Below are 19,603 nucleotides of genomic sequence, written 5' to 3' on the forward strand. Positions count from 1 at the left end.
TCCAGAAAGAAGCAGAAGGGGGGGGTTGCGGCGCCCGTACCCCCGCGCTACCGCGTTTCATTGTTCTAACACGTTGAAACAAGAATGCTGCTTCCCACCAACCCGTCGAACGATCCTGCCGACCTTGCTGCACAGCTTGCCGAAGCGCTCGTCCACCTGGACGATCGCGAGGCGGCGCTGCGGTTCCTGTCCGACCTGTGCACCCCGGCCGAGGTGCACACGCTGGCCGAGCGTTGGCAGGTCGCGCGCCTGCTCGACGAAAACGAGCTTACCTATCGTGAGATCCACGAGAAGACCGGCGTCAGCACCACCACCGTGGTGCGGGTGGCGCGCTTCCTTCGGCAGGAGGGCAATGGCGGCTACCGCCGGCTGCTCGATCGGATGAAGGAACGAGCGAAGTGAGCTTCGACCGCGACCGGCTCCACCTCGCCATTCAGAAATCGGGGCGTCTGGCCGACCAGAGCAGGCAGTTGCTCAAGGATGCCGGCCTCAAGCTCCAGCAGGGCGGCAGGAACGAGCTTGCCGCCCGGGCTGAGAACTTCCCGCTCGACCTGATGCTGGTGCGCGACGACGACATCCCCACCTTTGTCGCCGACGGCGTGTGCGAGCTGGGGATCGTCGGGCAGAACGTGCTCGACGAATATGCGCTCGGCCGACCGGAACTGCGGATCGAACAGGTGGCGAAGCTCGGCTTCGGCCGGTGTTCGCTCAAGATTGCCGCGCCCGACAGCCTGGGCCGCTTCGAGCTGGCGATGCTCCAGGGGCAGCGGATCGCGACCAGCTACCCACGGCTGCTCGGCCGCTTCCTGGCCGACAATCGGATCGCCGCGGAAGTGGTGACCATGCGCGGCGCGGTGGAACTGGCGCCCAGGCTGGGTATCGCGGGCTTTGTCTGCGACCTGGTTTCCACCGGAGCGACGCTCGACGCCAACGGTTTGATGCCGGTCGCCGACGTGTTCGACAGCGAAGCCGTGCTGATACGGACGCCGCGCCCGCTCGATGCCGCCCACGCTGAAAAGGCAGCGGCGCTGCTGACCCGCATCGACGGCGTCATCGCCACCGCTGAGAGCAAATATATCGTACTCAACGCACCGGAGAGCGCGCTCCCGGCCATTGTCCAGATTTTGCCGGGGGCGGAAGCGCCGACGGTGATCCCGCTGATCGGCCGGGAAGGGCAGGTGGCGGTCCAGGCGGTGTGCCAGGAGTCGGTGTTCTGGGAGACGCTGGAGCGGCTCAAGGCGGCCGGAGCCTCCGCCATCCTGGTGATGCCGATCGAAAAGATGATGCTGTGATCGAGCGCTTCGATTGGACGGCCGCGGGCAGTGCCGAGCGCCGCGCGATCCTTGCCCGGCCGCGGGGCCGCGAGGACGAGGCGCTGCTCGAAACCGTCCGAATTATCGTCGACGACGTGCGAACGCGCGGCTGGGACGCGCTGGTCGAAAAAGCGGTCCGGATCGATGGACACCCGCCGTGCTGCGTCGCGGTTGAGCCCTTTGCCGAGCAGGCGCGCCGCTTGTTGCCGCCAGCGGCCTTGGCTGCGTTGGAGCTTGCACGGGCCAACATTGAGGCGTTCCACCGCGCGACCGCTCCGCAGGATGTCGCGGTGCAGACGATGCCTGGCCTGAGCGTCGCCAAGCAGTGGCGGCCGCTTGGCAGTGCCGGGCTGTACGTGCCGGGCGGCAAGGCGCCGCTCTTCTCGACCCTGCTGATGCTGGCCATACCGGCGAGTGTCGCCGGGGTTCAGACCCTGACCGTCGTGACCCCGCCCAGAGCGGACGGCGGCCTCGATCCCGCCGTGGCGCTGGCGGCCGAGATGTGCGGCATCGCGCAAATCTGGACGGTCGGCGGGGCGCAGGCGATCGCGGCGCTGGCGTTCGGCGCCGGCGACATTCCGCCGGTCGATCGGATTTGCGGCCCCGGGAATGTGTGGGTGGCGGCCGCAAAGGCGCTGGTCGCGGCGATGCCCCAGGGACCGGGGATCGACCTGCCGGCGGGGCCGTCCGAGCTGATGGTGATCGGAGACTGGAGCGCCGATCCGGCGGTTGTCGCGGCCGATCTGCTCAGCCAGGCCGAACATGACCCCGACGCGCAGGTGCTGCTTGTCACGCCGGACGCGGGCCTGATCGATGCCGTGGAGCGCGAGTTCGACCGGCAGGGTGCCGCGATGGGCGGGAGCTTCGCACCGGCGCGCGCGATCCTGTGCGCAGACCTGCGGCAGGCGGTCGCGATCGCCAACGCCTACGCTCCCGAACATCTCAGCCTGGCGACCGATGAAGCCGATGCCTTGGTCGCCGACGTCGCGAATGCCGGCGCCGTGTTCGTCGGCCACCGCGCGGCCGAGACGTTCGGCGACTATCTGGTGGGGTCAAGTCATGTCCTGCCCACTGATGGCGCCGCCCGCTTCACGGGAGGAGTCTCGACGCTCACCTTCATGAAGGCGATCACCGTCCAACATGCCACGCGCGAAACAGCCGCGGCGCTTGCTGCGCCGGCCGCGGCGCTGGCCCGGCTGGAAGGGCTGGAAGCACACGCGCGCGCCGCCGAGGCGAGGTCCGCGGCATGAGCCTCGCCGAGCGCCTCGCCAGGCCGGATATCCTCGCTCTGCCCCCGGTGGACATTGCCGGGGCGCCGCTCGAGGGCACGATCCGGCTCGACGCCAACGAAAATCCGTTCGGTTCGCTGGTTCCTGGGCGGCCGGAGATCAACCGCTACCCGGAGCCGCAGCCGGTCGCGCTTCGGCGGCGGCTGGCCGAGCTGTACGGCGTGCCTGCAGAGAGCCTGTGGGTCGCCCGTGGAAGCGACGATGCGATCGATCTCCTGATCCGCGCCTTTTGCCGCGCCGGGCAGGATAGCATCGCCGTCGTTGAGCCGACTTTCTCCGCCTATGCGCAGTTCGCGCGGGTGCAGGGCGCCCGCGTCATCACGGCGCGGCTGACCGCCGACCTCGAGTTCGACCCGGAGGCAGTGCTCGCGGCGGTCGCGCCGGCCGGGCCCAAATTGCTGTTCCTGTGCACGCCGAACAATCCTACCGGGACCCCGGTCGAGCCGGCAGACGTGCGCCGCCTCGCCGCCGCGCTGCCGGACACGCTGGTGGTCGCGGACGAAGCTTACGGCGAGTTCTCGGACCAGCCCAGCCTTGCCGCGGAAGCCGGCCCGATTCCCAACCTGGTGGTGCTGCGGACGCTGTCCAAAGCGTACGGGCTGGCGGGGGCGAGGATTGGGTGCGCGGTCGCCGATCCGGCGATCATCGCCACCATTGCGCGGGTGTCGCCGCCCTACCCGCTGCCCGGGCCGTCGATCGCCGCGGCGCTGACGGTGCTTGGTCCCGAGCGCATGGCGATTCAGGCCGAGAGGACTGCCCGCATCCTCGCCGGCCGGGAGTGGCTGGCGCGGGAGCTTGCCGGGGTTTCGGAGATCAAGCGCGTCCGGCAGGGCGGCAACTTCCTGTTCCTCGAGGTCGCTGATCCTGGCGATCTCGCCCGTCGCCTGAAGGCCGCAGCGATCCGGGTCCGCTTCCGGCCCAACGCCGCGCCCGGCGGCGTTCGGGTGACGGTCGGGACCGAGGCGGAGAACCGCGCGCTGCTGGCGGTGTTCGGGCTCGGCAAGCAGGGCCGGCCATCCCGCCGCGCCGATCTGGTGCGCGACACCAACGAGACCCGCATCGCACTGGCGATCGACCTTGATAGCGCTGAACCGCGACGGATCGGGACCGGCATTCCCTTCTACGACCACATGCTTGACCAGGTCGCGGCGCACGGCGGGTTCAGCCTGGTACTGAGCTGCCAGGGCGATCTCGGCGTCGATCCGCACCACAGCATCGAGGATGTCGCCATCGCGCTTGGCGAGGGGCTCCGTCAGGCGCTTGGCGACAAGAGCGGGATCGGCCGGTTCGGCTTTGCCCTGCCGATGGACGAGACCCGCGCCGAGGTGCTGATAGACCTGTCGGGACGCCCCTTCGCCCGCTTCGACGGCCAGTTCGCAACCGAGGCGGTGGGGGGGCTGCCGACACAGATGGTGCCGCACGTGTTCCGCAGCCTGGCTGACAGCTTGCGGGCCGCGATCCACGTCCGGGTCGAGGGCGACAACGACCACCACAAGGTAGAAGGCTGCTTCAAGGCGTTCGGCCGGGCGCTCCGGTCCGGGCTGGCGATCGAGGGCAAGGCGGGCGAACTGCCGAGCACCAAGGGCACGCTGTGAATTCGCTTGCGATCCTTGATGTCGGCTACGGCAACACCGACTCCATCCGGCTCGGCTTTGCCCGGCTTGGCGCCGAGGCGGCACTCGCCTCCGACGCGAAGCAGGTCGAGGGGGCGGAGCGGCTGGTGATCCCGGGGGTCGGTTCGGCGGGGTTCGCGATGGCGCGCCTGGCGGAGCTAGCGCTGGTCGAGCCGCTCCGCCGCCGGACGGGGCCGACGCTTGGCATCTGCCTTGGCATGCAGCTGATGTTCGACCATTCGGAGGAGAGCGACACGGCTTGTCTCGGCCTCGTCGAGGGGCGGGTTCGCGGCCTCTCGCCGGCGCCGGGCCATCCGGTGCCGCACATGGGCTGGAGCCGGCTGGAGTGGGTGCACGGCGAGATCGGGCTTGCCGAATCAGATTATCTCTACTTCGCGCACAGCTTCGCCTGCGACGACGGTCCGGCCACGGCCGCCCGCGCAAGCTACGGTCAGGCGAGCATTCCCGCCGCCCTCCGCTCCGCACGCTTGTGGGGTGCGCAATTCCACCCGGAGCGCTCGGCGGCGGCCGGCGCGCGCTTCCTCCAGGCGTTCCTGAGCGCATGAAGCTCATCCCGGCCATCGATCTGATCGGCGGCCGCTGCGTGCGCCTGGCGCAAGGCGATTTCGCGCGCGAGACCATCTACTCGGACGACCCGGCCGCGGCGCTGGCCGGCTTCGCCGAGGGTGGGGCGGAGGTCGCGCACCTCGTCGACCTCGACGGAGCCCGCGCCGGCGAGCCGCGGCAGCACGACCTGTTCGCCCGCCTGGCGAAAAGCTCGCCTCTCGCGCTCCAGGTTGCCGGCGGGTTCCGGACCGAGGTGCAGGTTTCGCAGGTGCTCGACGCGGGAGTGGAACGGGTGGTGATCGGAAGCCTGGCGCTGACCGATCCGGAGGCGTTCGCCCGCATGCTCGACCGCTTTGGAGCGGAGCGGCTGACGCTGGCGCTGGATGTCCGGCTGGAGAACGGCTCCGCGATGGTGGCGACGCACGGGTGGAGCCTGGGATCGAGCCAGACCCTGGCCGAAGTGTTGCGCCGCTTTCCCGCAGTCCGGCACCTGCTGGTCACCGACATCGATCGCGACGGCATGCTGAGCGGTCCCAACACGCCGCTGATGCAGGGCATTGTCAGGGACTTCCCGCAAGTGGACCTGCAAGCTTCCGGGGGGGTGGCGACGATCGGCGATCTCGATGCCCTGCGGCGGGCCGGAGCTTCGGCGGCGATTGTCGGGAAGGCGATCTGGGAAGGCCGGTTCACGGTTGCCGAAGGGGTCGCCCATGCCCGCGGCTAGGATCATCCCCTGCCTGGACGTGGCCAATGGGCGGGTGGTCAAGGGCGTCCGCTTTCGCGACCATCGCGATGTCGGCGATATCGTCGATCATGCGCTCCGCTACCGCGACGAAGGCGCCGACGAACTGGTGTTCTACGACATTACCGCCAGCCCCGACGGGCGCAGCGTGGACACTGGATGGGTGCGGCGGGTGTCGGCACTGATCGATATTCCGTTCGCTGTTGCCGGCGGCATTCGCGACGTCGAAACCGCCGCGCGTTGCCTTGCCGCCGGCGCGGACAAGATCAGCATCAACTCCCCGGCGCTCGAACGGCCGGAGCTGGTCGCCGAGCTGGCCGAGGCGTTCGGGCGACAGTGCGTCGTTCTCGGCATCGACAGCCGCCGTGGGCCCGACGGCCGGCTGACCGTCAAACAATATAGCGGCAGCCCCGACGCGGCCCGCGACTCCGGACGCGAGACGGTGGCGTGGGCACGAGAAGCGGTGAGTCTTGGCGCCGGCGAGATCGTGCTCAACTGCGTCGAGCGCGATGGCGTTCGGCAGGGCTACGATCTCGATCAGTTGGCGGAGCTGATCGCGGCGGTGGAGGTGCCGGTGATCATCTCGGGCGGCGCGGGGGAGGAGAAGCATTTCGCCGAGGCCTTTGCCGCCGGTGCGAGTGGCGCGCTGGCCGCCAGCGTGTTCCATGATCGCCGGATCGCGATCCCTGAACTCAAGCGTTACCTCGCCGGGCGCGGCATCGAGGTGCGCCCATGATCGATCCGGCCACTCTGGACTGGACCAAGGCTGACGGCCTCATTCCCGCGATCGTACAGGACTCCGCCAGCGGCGAGGTGCGGATGCTGGGCTACATGGACCGGGGTGCCCTAGAGGCCACGCTCCGCGATGGCTTCGTCACTTTCTTCAGCCGGTCGCGCAGCGCCCTGTGGCGCAAGGGGGAGAGCAGCGGCAACCTGCTCGAGCTGGTCGAGGTCCGCACCGACTGCGACCGCGATGCGCTCCTGGTCCTCGCCCGTGCGCGGGGTCCGACGTGCCACACCGGAAGCGAGAGCTGCTTCGGCAACGAGGCTGTGCCCGGGACCGGCTTCCTGGCCAGCCTCGCGGCAATGCTGGCCGAGCGCGCCAAGGCCGATCCCGGGCAGAGCTATACCGCCCGGCTGGTCTCCGGCGGGGTCAAGCGAATCGCGCAGAAGGTCGGTGAAGAAGGCGTGGAGGTCGCGCTGGCGGCGGTCGGCGGAACCCCGGACGAGGTCACGTCGGAAACGGCGGACCTCCTGTACCACCTGAGCGTGCTGCTGCCCGAGGCGGGCAGCTCGTGGGAGGAGGTAATGGTGGAGCTGAAGCGCCGTCACGCGAGCAGCGCGACCGCCTCTTCGTAGAGTTCGCGGCTGGCGGCTGCGACCACGTGTCCGCCTTCGAACGTCGTGCCACCCGTCCAGTCGCCGATCGCTCCACCGGCCCCACGCACGACCGCGACCAGCGCGTCATAATCGTGCGGGTGGAGCCCGCTTTCGATCACCAGGTCGATGTCCCCGGTCGCGACCCGGGCGTAGGCCATGGCGTCAAGTCCGTAGCGGGTCAGCCGGACGGCCCGCCGGACCCGGTTCACCGCTTCCAACTCCTCCCAAGGGAAGAGGAACGGGTCGGTGGTCGAGAAGCGCGCGTCCGCCAAGGTGGTGCAGCCGCTGGTGCGGACGGGCGCGCCGTTGCGGCGGGTCTCGCCATCGACGGCGATCAGGGTTTCCTCGATCGCGGGAAGGTCGATCATCCCGGCGATATGCCGCCCTTTGTCCAGCAGTCCGACCAGCACCGCCCAGCTCGGCAGCCCGCAAATCAGCGCTCGGGTGCCATCGACCGGATCCAGGCTCCAGCGGATTGGCGAGTCGCCGCGGGCGAGGCCATATTCCTCACCCCAGATGCCGTGATCTGCGAAGGTCCGTTCGATCAGGCTCCGTAATGCCCGCTCGGCGGACCGGTCCGCGGCGGTGACGGGATCGTAGCCGCTGGCCGCCTTGTTCTCACCGACCAGGCCGGCGGCGGTCTCCTGCCGGATCGCGGCCCGGGCTGCGGCGGAAAGCTGTTCGAAGAAGGCGCGGTCCACCGTGCGCCATCAGCAGGTCGGCAGGGGATGGGCAAGTCATTGGCGCATGAAAGGACTCGCTGAACCCGCATTGACTCCCATCGGCAGCAGGAACAAAACACGAACATCTGCTGTTCCGAGTCGAGCCGTGACTGTTCAACCCTCTACCATTGCCGAGTTGCGTGCCAAGTTGCGCGCCATCGAAGGCGACGGGCAATGCTCGCGGCCGGTGCTTCCGTTCGCCCTCGACGCGGTGGACGGGCGGCTTGCCGATGGGGGCGTTCGGCTGGATGCGCTGCACGAGGTGGCGGGGGAGGGCGCCGGCTGGGGCGACGATGCCGCGGCGGTGCTGTTCATGGCCGCCATTGCCGCGCGGACCGGAGGGCCGATCCTGTGGGCGGTCCGTTCCCGCGACCTGTTCGCGCCCGGGCTCTATCAGGCCGGGCTGGACCCCAAGCGGGTGCTGTACGCCGAGGCGCGGGACGATGCCGAGTTGCTCGCGCTGATGGAGGAAGGACTGCGCCACCGTGGCCTAGGGGCGGTGATCGGCGAGGCCAAGCGGGTCGCCATGGCCTCGACCCGCCGGCTGCAGCTTGCCGCAGAGGGCGGTGGCACAATCGCCCTGCTGCTGAAGCGCGCGGCGCGGGGAGGCGGCGATCCGCTCGGCATCCCCTCTGCCGCCGTGACCCGCTGGCGGGTGGCGAGCGCGCCGTCTGTGCCGGTCCCGTGGGACGGGCTCGGCCGCGCCTGCTGGCGCCTGGCCTGCGTCCGCCAGCGCGGCGGCGATCCTTTCGAACTGCAAGTGGAGGCTCCAGATGAGACGGGTCGCCTCGCTCTACCTGCCGGACTGGTCGATCGACCGGCTGCGGCGGACCGAGCGCCGCTCCGCGCCGTCGGCTGAAGCTGACGGCCGGGCCGCTTTCGATGCTCTCGGCGCCGAGGCTGCAGCCGAGCGGGCGAATCACTGCTCCGTGCCCAGGGAGGGCGGCTGGCGCCCCGGTGCGCGCTGGGCGCAACAAAGACAGCCGGATCCGGGCAGTAGCCTTGCCGACTCACGTGAGGAGGTCGAGGCGGCGATCGAGGGGCTGCCGCAGCACCGCCGCCCGCCGCAGCGCGAGCTTGGCCGGGTCAGCGTCGCCGCCGACAATCCGTTCAAGAAGCCTGTCCTGAGCGGGGTCGGAGAAGGACTGTCGCGCCCGCCCGAGGAGAGGGTTGCTCCACCGGCCATGCTGCGCGAGCTGTCGCGCCGCACGGAGGCGGTCGAGCACCCGTTCAGAGCGATGCAGTCGGACGAGGTTCGAATGAACCTTTCGCAGGCAGCGGCCCTGCCCCCGCTGCAATTTCCCGGCGAGGATGCGCCGGCCAAGGCTGGTCGCGGGGCCGCGCTGCGGAGCGGCAGCAAGCGCGATCGCTACCGCAAGGAGGCGCCGCACGGCTCGCTTTCCATCCAGCGCGCCGCCGCGATGCCGCCAGTGCAATTTCCCGGCGAGGACATGGCGGCACGCCGCGCCCGGCACTCTCCCCGCCGCAGCGCTCGCGATGGGCATGGCGGCGAGGCGGGCTATATCGCTCCGCCCTCTTTGGCGCAGCTTGCCGCCATGCCCGCAGTGCAGTTCCCGGGCGAAGGGCCGCATCCCGACAATCATGGCAAGAGCGAGCCGACCGCGCCGACTTACGGCCAGGGGCGCTTTTTCCAGACCGGCCGGACGCTGGGCAGCATGGTGGCGCGGGTCTGCCGCGACGATGAGGCGGGCACCGCGGCCGACTTCCTGCCGCCGAACGAGCCGCCGCTGGTTACCACCCACAAGGTCGGCCCGCGGGTGGAGATCGCCGCCGTCAATCCGACAGCCCGTGCGCTTGGCCTGACACCTGGCACCGCGCTGACCATGGCTCGCGCGCAAGTGCCGGGGTTGGAGGTTCGCGCTGCCGATCCGGACGGCGACGCTGCCGACCTCCGTGCGCTGGCTGAACTGCTCGCCCGCCGCTGGGCTCCGACCGTGGCGATCTCCGATGCGGACGGACTGTTCATCGACCTGACCGGGGTTGCGCACCTTCACGGCGGGGAACAGCGGTTCGCCCGCCGTCTCGTCCGCCTGCTCGCCCGGCACGGCTTTGCCGCGCGAGTGGCGATTGCCGACACCATCGGCGCGGCCTGGGCGCTGGCGCGGTTCGGGGCGGGAGCCATCCAGATCGTCCAGCCCGGCAGGCACGGGGATGCAGTTGCCGCTTTTCCCGTGTCCGCGCTGCGTCTTCAACCCGCCGCACTGGAACTGCTCGCCCGCCTTGGTGTCGACCGGATCGGCCAGCTGTTCGCCATGCCGCGTGCCCCCTTGGTACGACGGTTCGGGCAGGCGATCGTGCAGCGGCTGGATCATGCCACCGGTCGCTCGCCTGAACCATTGGATCCGGTGGTGCCGCCCACCGCCGTTGTCGTGGAGCAGCGCTTCGCCGAGCCGATCGCCACGGCCGAAGCGATCGAACATTGGCTCGGCATCCTGATGCCGCGGCTTGCTGGCGCGCTGGCCGAGGAGGGACAGGGCGCGCGGGCGGTCGAGTTGATCGCGGCGCGGGTGGACGGGGTGCCCCAGCGTCTGCGCCTCGGCTTCGCGCGGCCAACCCGCGATGCCGCTCACATGCTGCGCCTGGTGCTTCGCCGCATCGAGGAGATCGAGCCCGGATACGGGATCGATGCGATAGCGCTCCACGTCCGGCGCGCCGATCCTCTCGGGGCCGAAGCCTTCGGTGCCGCGCTGGCGGAGGGCGAGGAGCCGGACCTGGCCCCGCTGGTCGATGCGCTCGCCAACCGGATCGGGGCGGAGCGGGTGTGGCGGATGGAGCCGGTGGAAAGCGAGGTGCCCGAACGGTCGGTCGCCACCGCTCCGCCGCTCGAACCGCCACGCGCGCGCGGCCCAAGGCTCAAGGCTGACGACGTCCGCTTGCTGGATGGCCGCGCGCCCGACCACCCCTGGCACCCGCGCTGGCCCCGCCCGGTTCGGCTGCTGCGCCGGCCCGAGAGGGTCCAGCATGTGATGGCCGAGCTGCCCGATCTTCCTCCCCGCCGGTTCACCTGGCGCGGCACCGCCTACCGCGTGGTCCGCGCCGACGGTCCCGAACGGATCGCTGGGGAATGGTGGCGCCGCGCCGCCGAGCGGCAGGCCGTCCGCGACTATTTCCGAGTCGAAGTGGAAAGCGGTCAGCGCTTCTGGCTGTACCGCCGCGGCGACGGCGTGCGCACCGAAACGGGCGATCTCAGCTGGTTCCTTCATGGCCGGGCCGACTGACGCGGCATGGCCTATTGCGAACTTCAGACCACAACCAACTTCAGCTTCCTGCGCGGGGCGTCCGATCCCGAGGAGCTGTTCTCCACGGCCTCGATGATGGGCATGCCGGCGCTTGGCGTGACCGACCGCAACTCCGTCGCCGGCCTGGTACGAGCGATGGTCAAGGCGGAGGAGGTGTCGGCCCAGCATGCGCCTATCCGCCTGATTGCCGGCTGCCGTCTTGATCTGGTCACCGGCGCCTCGCTGCTGGTCTGGCCGGAGGACCTTGCCGCCTGGTCGCGGCTGACCCGCTTGCTGACGCTCGGCAAGAGCCGGGCCCGGTCGCAGCATGGCGAAAAGGGCCAATGTTTTCTCCATTGGGAAGATGTCGCGGATCATGCCGAGGGCATGGTCGGGGCGCTGGTTCCGAACCTGTCGGGCATACAAGACGGCGAGCTCCGCTGGATGGCGGACATTTTGGGGGCCAAGAGTGGCCATGTCTGCCTGACCCATTATCGCCGCCCCAATGAAGCGATGCGGCTGCAGCATATGGTGGAGGCGGCCCACCGCTTCGGCCTTCGCCCGCTCGCGACCAATGACGTGCTTTATCACCGCCCCGACCGCCGGATGCTGCAGGATGTGGTCACCGCTATCCGGGAGAAGCGGACCATCGATGCGCTGGGCCTGAAGCGGGAGCGTTCGGCCGACCGCTCATTGCAGCCGCCAGCAGAGATGGAGCGACGCTTCGCGGCTTATCCGGAAGCGCTGGCCGCGGTCGACGCCATCGTGGAACGCTGCACCTTTTCCCTGCGCCACCTCAAGGACCAGTATCTCTACCCTGAAGAGATAGTGATGAGCGGCAAGTCGCCGCAAAAAGCACTGGAGAAGCTTGCCTGGCGGGCGCTCAACAAACGCTACGAGGTCCGTCCGCCTGCCGCCTATCGCAAGCTGCTGAGCAAGGAGCTGCGGCTGGTCCGCAAGCTCAACTATGCGGCCTATTTCCTCACCGTCCATTCAATCGTCGAATATGCGCAAAGCCAGCAGATTCTCTGCCAGGGGCGGGGCAGCGCCGCCAATTCGGTGATCTGCTTCGTGCTCGGGATCACCTCGATCGACCCGGTCAAGCACCAACTGCTGTTCGAGCGCTTCCTGTCGGAAAGCCGCGCCGAACCGCCGGATATCGACATCGATTTCGAACATGAACGCCGCGAGGAGGTGATCCAGTGGATCTACGAGACGTACGGGCATGATCATGCCGCGCTGACAGCCGTGATCAGCCGCTTTCGCGCACGCGGTGCGGTGCGGGAGGTGGGCAAGGCGCTCGGCCTGCCCGAGGACATGACGGCAGCGCTGGCCGGGCAGGTGTGGGGCTGGTCGGAAGAAGGCGTCGCCGACAAGCATGTGGACGCGCTCAACCTCGACCGCGGCGATCCGCGGCTGGCGCTGACACTGGAGCTGGCGCGCGAGCTGATCGGAACTCCGCGGCACCTGTCGCAGCATCCGGGCGGCTTCGTCCTGACCCGCGACCCGTTGCACAGCCTGGTGCCGATCGAACCTGCCTCCATGCCCAACCGCCGGGTCGTCGAATGGGAAAAAGAGGACATCGAGGAGGCCGGGATGATGAAAGTCGACATCCTTGGCCTCGGCATGCTTGGCTGCATGCGAAGGGCGTTCGACCTGCTGGCGCAGCACAAAGGGCTGAGGCTGACGCTGGACTGTCTCGAGCTGCAGACCGACGATCCGGCCACCTTTGCCATGATCCAGAAGGCCGACACGCTCGGCACGTTCCAGATCGAGTCCCGCGCGCAGATGGCGATGCTGCCGCGGATGAAGCCTGAGACCTTCTACGACATCGCTATCCAGGTCGCGATCGTCCGCCCCGGCCCGATCCAGGGCGACATGGTCCACCCCTACCTCAAACGCCGCGAACAGAAGCGGAAGAACCCGGACATCGAGTTCGAATATCCCAGCGCCAAACTGAAGGCGGTGCTGGAGAAGACACTCGGCGTGCCGCTGTTCCAGGAACAGGCAATGAAGGTCGCGATCGAGGGAGCGGGCTTCTCCCCGGCACGCGCGGACGAGCTTCGCAAGGCAATGGCGACGTTCAAATACACCCAAGGCGTCGGCCAGTTCAAAGAAGAGCTGATGTCCGGCATGGCGAGGAACGGCATCAATCCCGAGTTCGCCGAGCGGCTGGTCAAGCAGATTGAGGGGTTCGGCTCCTACGGCTTTCCCGAAAGCCATGCGGCGAGCTTCGCCAAGATTGCCTACGCCTCGTCGTGGATGAAGTGCCACCATCCCGATGTCTTCTGCGCGGCGCTGCTGAACGCCCAGCCGATGGGCTTCTACGCCCCGGCCCAGATCGTCCGCGATGCGAAGGAGCATGAGGTGGAGATCCGGCCGGTGTGCGTCAACGACAGCGGGTGGGACACGCGGTTGGTGTCTCCCCCTCCCGCTTGCGGGAGGGGGTTGGGGGGTGGATCCGAGGTGGAAAAGCTTGGACAGGCCCACCCCCAGCTTCTCCCTCTCCGCCTTGGCATGAAGATCGTCCACGGCCTGCCCGAAGTGCATGCCGCCCGCATCCTCGCCGCGCGCGACCAGCGTCCGTTCACGTCGGTGGAGGATCTGTGGCGCCGCTCCGGCGTGCCTCTGGCCACGCTGGAGAAGCTGGCCAAGGCGGACGCCTTCCAGGCGATGGGGCTGAACCGGCGACAGGCGCTGTGGGCGATCCGAGGTCTTGGCGAGACTCCTTTGCCGCTGCTGGAAGCCGCCGAGCGCCGCGAGGAACCGGTCAGCCTCGTTCCGCTCACTGCCGGACGCGAAGTGGTCGAGGATTACCGCGCGACCCAACTCACCCTGCGCGAGCATCCGCTGTTCTTCCTGCGCGGGGAGCTCACCCGCCGCGGAATCATCCGCTGCGGCGACCTCAAGGCGACCAGGGACGGCCGCAAGGTCGAGGTCGCCGGTATCATCCTCGTCCGGCAAAAGCCCGGCAGCGCCAAGGGCGTGCTGTTCATCACCATCGAGGACGAAACGGGCGTCGCAAACATCATCCTGTGGCCCGACCGCTTCGAGGCGCAGCGTACGGTGGTCATGTCCTCGGCGATGATCAGCGTGAAGGGCACGGTGCAGCGCGAAGGGGAGGTGATCCACGTCATCGCCGACCGGATCGAAGATCAGACCGGCCTGCTGCGCCAGGTAGGCGACATCGACCTGCCGCGCCTGACCAGTCGCGGTGATGGGGCGTCCAGCGGAGGCACACCCGACAGCCGCGACCCGCACTGGCAGCCCAAGGTGCGCAGCCTTTACCACCCGCCCTTCCGCACCGGCTGCGACCCGGAGGAAGTGATCCCGATCCGCAGCCATGACTTCCATTGATGGCGCAACAGGAGGGAATGGCGCGCCCGGCAGGATTCGAACCTGCGACCACAAGCTTAGAAGGCTCGTGCTCTATCCAACTGAGCTACGGGCGCCCGAGGGTGCTGTTAGCCGCTCCTGGTGGGGGCGCAAAGCCGCGACGTTCATCTGGCATTAAATCCACGACGCGCTATTCTGCCAATGATTACTTGGGGGTGATCGATGCGAGTCCTTCCGTGCATCACTTTGGCAGCGCTGCTGGCGATTCCGTCGGTGGCGCAGGCGATGATCGTCGTCGTCTTCACCGAACCGATGAGTCTCGAAAAGCGGGCGATCGTGCTTGGCTCGTCCGGACCTGACCGGCTGGTGATGTGCCCCTCGCCGACGGCCGTGAACCGGTGCAAGGAAGTGCCGGTCGTCCGACGCGGCAAACGCTAGGCAACGGCTTCCAGCAACCCTTCGAACAGCCGCCGCCCGTCGGTGTTGCCGTGCGCGTCTTCCATCGCCCGCTCCGGATGCGGCATCATCCCGAGTACGTTGCCCGCTTCGTTGACGATCCCCGCGATGGAGTTGGCCGACCCATTCACCTCGTGGAAGTAGCGGAAGGCGACGCGGCCTTCGCCTTCGATCCTTTCGAGGGTGGCGGCATCCGCCTGGTAGTTGCCGTCATGGTGGGCAACCGGGATCACGATCTCCTCGCCCTTGCGGTAGCGGGCGGTGAACAGCGTCTGGCTGTTCTCGACGGTCAGGTGCGCCGGTCGGCAGACGAAGGTCAGGCCGGAGTTGCGCATCAGGGCGCCCGGCAGCAGCCCGGCTTCGGTCAGGACCTGGAAACCGTTGCAGATGCCAAGCACCGGAACGCCGCGTGCCGCCTTCTCTGCGACGGCCCGCATCACCGGCGATCGCGCCGCCATCGCACCCGACCGGAGGTAATCGCCGTAGGAAAAGCCGCCCGGAATGCCGATGAAATCGGTCCCGTCCGGAAGCTCGGTCTCGCGGTGCCACACCATGGCCGGCTTGCGTCCGGTGACCTGCTCCAGAGCCACTGCCAGGTCGCGGTCGCAATTGGAGCCCGGGAAAACGATCACCGCAGTCTTCATCGCCTTACCCCAGCCGTTCGATCCGATAATTTTCGATCACCGTGTTGGCCAGCAGCTTGCGGCACATGGCGTCGATGTCGGCCTCGGCCGTACCCTCGGCCAGTTCCAGTTCGATCAGCTTGCCGGCGCGCACTTCCTCGACGCCGCCGAAGCCCAGGCCCTCAAGCGCATGGTGGATCGCCTTGCCCTGCGGGTCCAGCACTCCAGGCTTCAGGGTGACGAACACGCGGGCCTTCATGACTTGCTTTCCCTCGAAGCTGAACTGCGTCCCGCCCTATGGCGGAGCCTGCCGATGAGCAAGCTTTACCCGCCTTTTACCATTGCGGGGGCATGGTCCCGGACCGACAGGAATGGGGGCGTGGCATGATCAGCAGCATTGCGATGGCGATCTTTGTACTCCTGTTCGCCTTCGGGGAAAATTACTTCGGCTGGTCCGACGTCGGTGGCAAGGTGCAGCTGGCGCTGTTCACCTGCTTCGTGCTTGGGACCGTGTGCGGCTACAAGACCCGCGGCTGAACCGAGCTTTTCACCCCTCGCGCCACGCCGTAAGCCGATCCTTTGAAGCGAGGGACGGCGGATGGCGGAATGGTGCATCGGGGTGCTGGGCGGGTCGGGCTTGTACGAGCTTGCCGGGCTGGAAGACGCCGAGCAACTGTCGCTGCCGACGCCCTGGGGTGCCCCGTCCGCGCCGGTGACGCGCGGCCGGATTGGAGGTCGGCGCTTCGTCTTTCTTCCCCGCCACGGAGCCGGGCACGGGATCGGGCCCAGCCAGGTCAACGCTCGCGCCAATGTCGACGCCCTGAAGCGTGCCGGCGCCACCGACCTGCTGGCCATTTCCGCAGTCGGCTCGCTCCGGGAGGAACTGGTCCCGGGCGAGTTCGTGCTGGTCGACCAGTTCGTCGATCGCACGCGCGGGCGGCCATCCAGCTTCTTCGGAGACGGCATCGTCGCCCACGTGTCGATGGCGGACCCGGTCTGTCCCCGGCTGAGCGGCCTGGCGGGAGAGGCCGCCCGACAGGCGGGCGCAAAGGCTCATGACGGTGGAACCTATCTGGCGATGGAGGGACCGCAATTCTCCACTCGCGCCGAGAGCCGCCTGTACCGCCAGTGGGGCTGCGACGTGATCGGAATGACCGCCATGCCCGAGGCAAAGCTCGCGCGGGAGGCGGAGCTGCCTTACGCGCTGGTGGCGATGGTCACCGACTATGATTGCTGGCGCGACGGCCAGGCCGCGGTCGAGGTGGAGTCGGTGCTGGCGACGATGCGGGCCAACGCCAAGGCCGCGGCACGGATGCTGGTCGCGCTGGCGGCAGCGCTCCCGGAAAGACGTGAAGCATCACAGCTGGACACGGTGCTGGACTATGCCATCGTCACTCCGCCGGCTGAGCGCGATGCGCGGGCGTGCGAGCGGCTCGACGCGGTCGCGGGTAGAGCCTTGCGATCCGCTCCGGCCTGACTCCAGCGCGCCACAAGGCAAGGCACAGCAGGTTGCGGGCGGAACGGTGAACCCAGCCGTCGCTGCGCCAGCGCTCGGCAGAGGTATGGGCCTCGTGCGGGAGCATGACGACCGGCGGCAGGCGCCCGATGAGGTCAACATCCTCCATCAACGGCAGCGGCCGAAAGCCGCCCATTTGCTCGTAGACGGCACGGCGAACCGCGAGCGCCTGATCGCCATAAGGCAGGCGGAAGAGGCTGGTTCGGACCGCCACCGCGCTCTCGACCAGCCGAGCCTGCCAGGCCTCGTCGTCGAGCCGCAGCGCGAAGCAGGCGGGGCGGGCGGACCTTGCCAGATGCGCCCGCACATGCTCCACCGCGCCGGGGGAGAGCCGAGTGTCGGCATGGACGAACAGCAGTCCATCGTGAGCCGCGGCGGCAACCCCCGCTGCCAGCTGAACGCCGCGCCCGGCGGGGCCGCTCACCACCCGGGCCCCGGCGCCCCGGGCGATCGCTAGCGTCTCGTCCGTCGACCCGCCATCGGTGACGATGATCTCATCCGCGCCGCCAAGCGCCGCGAGGCAGGGTTCGAGGTGAGCCGCGGCGTTGAGCGTCGGAACGATGGCGCTGATGCGCATCAGCCGCTGCAGCGCGCCCCGCCGAGCACGCAGAAGCGGGCGCAATGCGGGTGGTTGAGCGCAACGGTGCGCCGCGCCTCGCCAAGCGAGCGACCGAGGAGGAATTGCTCGTCGTAGGGCAGCAGGGTGCAGGCGGCGACCTCGGCCCCGGCCATGCCGTTTCGGTGCACGATCATCCGGCTGCTGGAGCACATCGCCACCGCGGGGGTGAGGCCAAGCACGTCCCAGCAGGCGGTGCTGATCTCCGGCACATCGGCCGAGGCGTCCATTTCCGGGAAGATGACCAGGTCGGCGGGATGGAGCGCATCAATCGTCAGGCCCAGTTCGGCAAACAGGGCCGCGTAGGCCCGACGCGCGTCTGCCTCCGCTTCGCCCGGCAGCAGGCGGCCGGCGATCGCCAGCGGAACGGCGTTGGCGTGCAGCCATGCGACTCCGTCCAGCGCCTTGGCCCAGGTGCCGGGCCCGCGCTCGGCTTCGTGGACCGCGCGGGTGTGGTGATCAAGGCTGACACGGATGGTCAGGCGTTCGGGGAAACTTCGAGCCAGGCCGACGATTGGAGCCTCATGGCGCCGCATCGGCCGCATGGCGTTGCTGAGCACCAGCACCCGATGGCCGCGGGCCAGCGCGCTTTCGAGCATGGCGATGATGTCGGGGTTCATGAATGGCTCGCCGCCGGTGAACCCGATCTCGATCGGCGCGGTCAATTCATCGAGGAAGCGGTCGGCCTCCTGCAGGCTCAGGTAGAGCAAGGCGTCGTTGCGCGGGCTGCTTTCGATATAGCAACTCGCGCAGGCCAGGTTGCACAAGGTGCCGGTGTTCAGCCACAGGGTTCGAAGCTCGCCCAGAGTGACGGTGGCGCGGGGCTCGCCCCTGGCCGTCACCTGCGGATCGCGAAACTTGTCCCCGGGCAACGGGCGCTCGGCGGGGTCGATGAAGGGCGACGCGGCGGGCGGGGCTAGCGTTGCCACAGCGCCTTCAGCCGCTGATCGCGGCCGCAGTTCCAGCGGTAGAACTTATAGCGGACCGCGTTCTTGCGGTAATAGTCCTGGTGATATCCTTCGGCGGCAGTGAAGGTCCGTGCGGGCAGGATCTCCGTCGCGACCTTCTGCTTCAGCTGTGCGGAGGCCTGGCGGATGGCTGCCGTAGCCGCAGCGCGTTCGGCCGGGGTGGCGACGAAGATGGCGGAACGATACTGATCGCTGCGGTCGCAGAACTGGCCGCCGCCATCCACCGCGTCGACCGTCCGCAGGAACCGGCGGGCAAGTTCGGCATAGCTTATCCTGGTCGGATCGTAGGTGACCCTGACCGCCTCCAGATGGCCGGTGCCGCCGGCGCTGACCTGCTTGTAGGTCGGGTTGCGAAGTGTGCCGCCGGTGTAGCCGGACACCGTATCCAGCACTCCGGGCATGTGGTCGAAGTCGCTTTCCGTGCACCAGAAGCAGCCGCCGGCGAACACCGCCGTCGCGCGCTGCCCGGCTTGCGGAGCGGCGGCGGGTGCATCGCTGCCGCAAGCGGCCAGGATCAGCGCTCCCGACGCGATGAGGAACCTTCGCATCACGCCGACCGTCCCGGCACGAAGCGCATAGCCAGGCCGTTCATGCAGTAGCGCTTGCCGGTCGGCGGTGGGCCGTCGTCGAAGACATGGCCGAGGTGACCGCCGCAGCGCCGGCAATGCACCTCCGTCCGGGTCACGAACCAGCCCTTGTCCGGCTTGGTGCGAACGGCGTTGGGGAGCGGCTTGAAGAAGCTCGGCCATCCGGTCCCACTGTCATACTTTGCCGCCGAACCATAGAGCGGCAGGGCGCAGCCCGCGCAGACGAAGATGCCCTTGCGATGCTCCTTGTCCAGCGGTGACGATCCGGCGCGCTCGGTGCCGGCTTCCCGCAGGATGGCATAGCGTTGTGGCCCAAGCAGGCGCTTCCATTCGGTCGGTGTGCGGGTGACCTCGAAGCGTTCGGCCGCCTCGGCTCCCTTCGCCCGGCCGCAGCCGCCGATCGCCAGGCCGGCGATCGCCGACGCCGTCCAGCCCAGGAACGATCTCTTGTTCATCGGGTCCATCTTCGTGCCTCTTGCGCAATGATCTTCGTTCACCGGCTAGATACGGCTACACCCGCCGCAATGATGCAAAGCTGAATGGTGCATGCTGGAAACATCCGGGCGGCGATTGCCAGCGTAACTGGGGCAAACTTCAGGCAAGGAATGCAGTTGGCGATGGAACGGATCGTACCCC

21 protein-coding genes and 1 tRNA gene are annotated in these 19,603 nt (G+C 68.6%); 14 read left to right on the plus strand and 8 right to left on the minus strand.

Annotated elements, in window-relative coordinates; translation table 11 throughout:
• The first annotated feature begins 84 nt into the window (after nt 1–84).
• The 8 genes from ACFQPG_RS05055 to hisIE are packed head-to-tail and all read left to right on the plus strand — an operon-like array spanning nt 85 to nt 6,883.
• Nucleotides 85–402 (plus strand): YerC/YecD family TrpR-related protein, encoded by a 318-nt coding sequence (locus tag ACFQPG_RS05055; protein ID WP_380810683.1) that lies wholly within the window; start codon nt 85–87, stop codon nt 400–402.
• The gene (gene hisG, locus ACFQPG_RS05060; RefSeq protein ID WP_380810685.1) at nt 399–1,292 is read left to right on the plus strand and encodes an ATP phosphoribosyltransferase; all 894 of its coding nucleotides are present in this window, start codon (nt 399–401) and stop codon (nt 1,290–1,292) included. The genes ACFQPG_RS05055 and hisG overlap by 4 nt, the downstream gene beginning before the upstream one ends.
• The gene (gene hisD, locus ACFQPG_RS05065) at nt 1,289–2,563 is read left to right on the plus strand and encodes a histidinol dehydrogenase (protein ID WP_380810687.1); all 1,275 of its coding nucleotides are present in this window, start codon (nt 1,289–1,291) and stop codon (nt 2,561–2,563) included. The genes hisG and hisD overlap by 4 nt, the downstream gene beginning before the upstream one ends.
• Complete coding sequence (gene hisC / locus ACFQPG_RS05070; RefSeq protein WP_380810689.1) at nt 2,560–4,197, plus strand: histidinol-phosphate transaminase; 1,638 nt, start codon at nt 2,560–2,562, stop codon at nt 4,195–4,197. Before hisD ends, hisC begins: the two co-directional genes overlap by 4 nt.
• Nucleotides 4,194–4,781: an imidazole glycerol phosphate synthase subunit HisH gene (hisH, locus tag ACFQPG_RS05075; protein WP_380810691.1), complete on the plus strand. Its 588-nt coding sequence runs from the start codon at nt 4,194–4,196 to the stop codon at nt 4,779–4,781. The genes hisC and hisH overlap by 4 nt, the downstream gene beginning before the upstream one ends.
• The gene (locus ACFQPG_RS05080; RefSeq protein ID WP_380810693.1) at nt 4,778–5,506 is read left to right on the plus strand and encodes a HisA/HisF-related TIM barrel protein; all 729 of its coding nucleotides are present in this window, start codon (nt 4,778–4,780) and stop codon (nt 5,504–5,506) included. Before hisH ends, ACFQPG_RS05080 begins: the two co-directional genes overlap by 4 nt.
• Entirely contained in the window at nt 5,493–6,260 is a 768-nt protein-coding gene (hisF, locus tag ACFQPG_RS05085) for an imidazole glycerol phosphate synthase subunit HisF (protein WP_380810695.1), read from the plus strand. Before ACFQPG_RS05080 ends, hisF begins: the two co-directional genes overlap by 14 nt.
• Entirely contained in the window at nt 6,257–6,883 is a 627-nt protein-coding gene (gene hisIE / locus ACFQPG_RS05090; RefSeq protein ID WP_380810696.1) for a bifunctional phosphoribosyl-AMP cyclohydrolase/phosphoribosyl-ATP diphosphatase HisIE, read from the plus strand. The genes hisF and hisIE overlap by 4 nt, the downstream gene beginning before the upstream one ends.
• Here the strand turns inward: hisIE and ACFQPG_RS05095 are convergent.
• Entirely contained in the window at nt 6,853–7,605 is a 753-nt protein-coding gene (locus ACFQPG_RS05095; RefSeq protein ID WP_380810698.1) for an inositol monophosphatase family protein, read from the minus strand. The two genes, hisIE and ACFQPG_RS05095, sit on opposite strands and share 31 nt — an antisense overlap.
• Before the next feature lie 127 nt (nt 7,606–7,732).
• On the opposite strand from ACFQPG_RS05095, the gene ACFQPG_RS05100 reads away from it, so the two are divergent.
• From ACFQPG_RS05100 to ACFQPG_RS05110, 3 genes are read left to right on the plus strand one after another with little or no spacing between them, the layout of a single operon-like run.
• Nucleotides 7,733–8,485 carry an ImuA family protein gene (locus ACFQPG_RS05100; RefSeq protein WP_380810700.1) on the plus strand — a complete coding sequence of 251 codons (753 nt, stop codon included), beginning with the start codon at nt 7,733–7,735 and terminating at the stop codon, nt 8,483–8,485.
• Complete coding sequence (locus tag ACFQPG_RS05105; protein ID WP_380810702.1) at nt 8,400–10,865, plus strand: DUF6504 family protein; 2,466 nt, start codon at nt 8,400–8,402, stop codon at nt 10,863–10,865. The genes ACFQPG_RS05100 and ACFQPG_RS05105 overlap by 86 nt, the downstream gene beginning before the upstream one ends.
• Nucleotides 10,866–10,871: 6 nt before the next feature.
• On the plus strand, nt 10,872–14,222 hold the full coding sequence (locus tag ACFQPG_RS05110) for an error-prone DNA polymerase (RefSeq protein ID WP_380810704.1): 3,351 nt from the start codon (nt 10,872–10,874) through the stop codon (nt 14,220–14,222).
• Nucleotides 14,223–14,240: 18 nt separating this feature from the next.
• On the opposite strand, the gene ACFQPG_RS05115 is transcribed toward ACFQPG_RS05110, so the two are convergent.
• A tRNA-Arg gene (locus tag ACFQPG_RS05115) sits at nt 14,241–14,317 on the minus strand.
• A 106-nt stretch (nt 14,318–14,423) separates the two neighbouring features.
• Between ACFQPG_RS05115 and ACFQPG_RS05120 the strand changes: the two genes are divergently transcribed.
• Complete coding sequence (locus tag ACFQPG_RS05120) at nt 14,424–14,639, plus strand: hypothetical protein (protein WP_380810706.1); 216 nt, start codon at nt 14,424–14,426, stop codon at nt 14,637–14,639.
• On the opposite strand, the gene purQ is transcribed toward ACFQPG_RS05120, so the two are convergent.
• Entirely contained in the window at nt 14,636–15,301 is a 666-nt protein-coding gene (gene purQ, locus ACFQPG_RS05125) for a phosphoribosylformylglycinamidine synthase subunit PurQ (RefSeq protein WP_380810708.1), read from the minus strand. The two genes, ACFQPG_RS05120 and purQ, sit on opposite strands and share 4 nt — an antisense overlap.
• A 4-nt stretch (nt 15,302–15,305) precedes the next feature.
• Nucleotides 15,306–15,539: a phosphoribosylformylglycinamidine synthase subunit PurS gene (purS, locus tag ACFQPG_RS05130; RefSeq protein ID WP_380810709.1), complete on the minus strand. Its 234-nt coding sequence runs from the start codon at nt 15,537–15,539 to the stop codon at nt 15,306–15,308.
• Nucleotides 15,540–15,664: 125 nt separating this feature from the next.
• Here purS and ACFQPG_RS05135 point away from each other — a divergent pair, with 125 nt between their 5' ends.
• Both ACFQPG_RS05135 and mtnP read left to right on the plus strand, forming a co-directional pair.
• Nucleotides 15,665–15,817 carry a hypothetical protein gene (locus ACFQPG_RS05135; RefSeq protein ID WP_380810711.1) on the plus strand — a complete coding sequence of 51 codons (153 nt, stop codon included), beginning with the start codon at nt 15,665–15,667 and terminating at the stop codon, nt 15,815–15,817.
• 61 nt (nt 15,818–15,878) lie between these two features.
• Nucleotides 15,879–16,757, plus strand: coding sequence for an S-methyl-5'-thioadenosine phosphorylase (gene mtnP, locus ACFQPG_RS05140; protein WP_380810713.1), 879 nt, complete (start codon nt 15,879–15,881; stop codon nt 16,755–16,757).
• On the opposite strand, the gene ACFQPG_RS05145 is transcribed toward mtnP, so the two are convergent.
• The 4 genes from ACFQPG_RS05145 to msrB are packed head-to-tail and all read right to left on the minus strand — an operon-like array spanning nt 16,672 to nt 19,431.
• Nucleotides 16,672–17,373 carry a TIGR04283 family arsenosugar biosynthesis glycosyltransferase gene (locus tag ACFQPG_RS05145; RefSeq protein ID WP_380810714.1) on the minus strand — a complete coding sequence of 234 codons (702 nt, stop codon included), beginning with the start codon at nt 17,371–17,373 and terminating at the stop codon, nt 16,672–16,674. The two genes, mtnP and ACFQPG_RS05145, sit on opposite strands and share 86 nt — an antisense overlap.
• Entirely contained in the window at nt 17,373–18,341 is a 969-nt protein-coding gene (locus ACFQPG_RS05150; protein ID WP_380810716.1) for a radical SAM protein, read from the minus strand. The genes ACFQPG_RS05145 and ACFQPG_RS05150 overlap by 1 nt, the downstream gene beginning before the upstream one ends.
• Entirely contained in the window at nt 18,329–18,928 is a 600-nt protein-coding gene (gene msrA, locus ACFQPG_RS05155) for a peptide-methionine (S)-S-oxide reductase MsrA (protein WP_380810718.1), read from the minus strand. The genes ACFQPG_RS05150 and msrA overlap by 13 nt, the downstream gene beginning before the upstream one ends.
• The gene (msrB, locus tag ACFQPG_RS05160) at nt 18,928–19,431 is read right to left on the minus strand and encodes a peptide-methionine (R)-S-oxide reductase MsrB (protein ID WP_380810719.1); all 504 of its coding nucleotides are present in this window, start codon (nt 19,429–19,431) and stop codon (nt 18,928–18,930) included. The genes msrA and msrB overlap by 1 nt, the downstream gene beginning before the upstream one ends.
• Nucleotides 19,432–19,603 lie beyond the last annotated feature (172 nt).

Source organism: Sphingomonas sp. GCM10030256, assembly GCF_042666415.1.
Lineage (GTDB): Bacteria > Pseudomonadota > Alphaproteobacteria > Sphingomonadales > Sphingomonadaceae > Sphingomicrobium.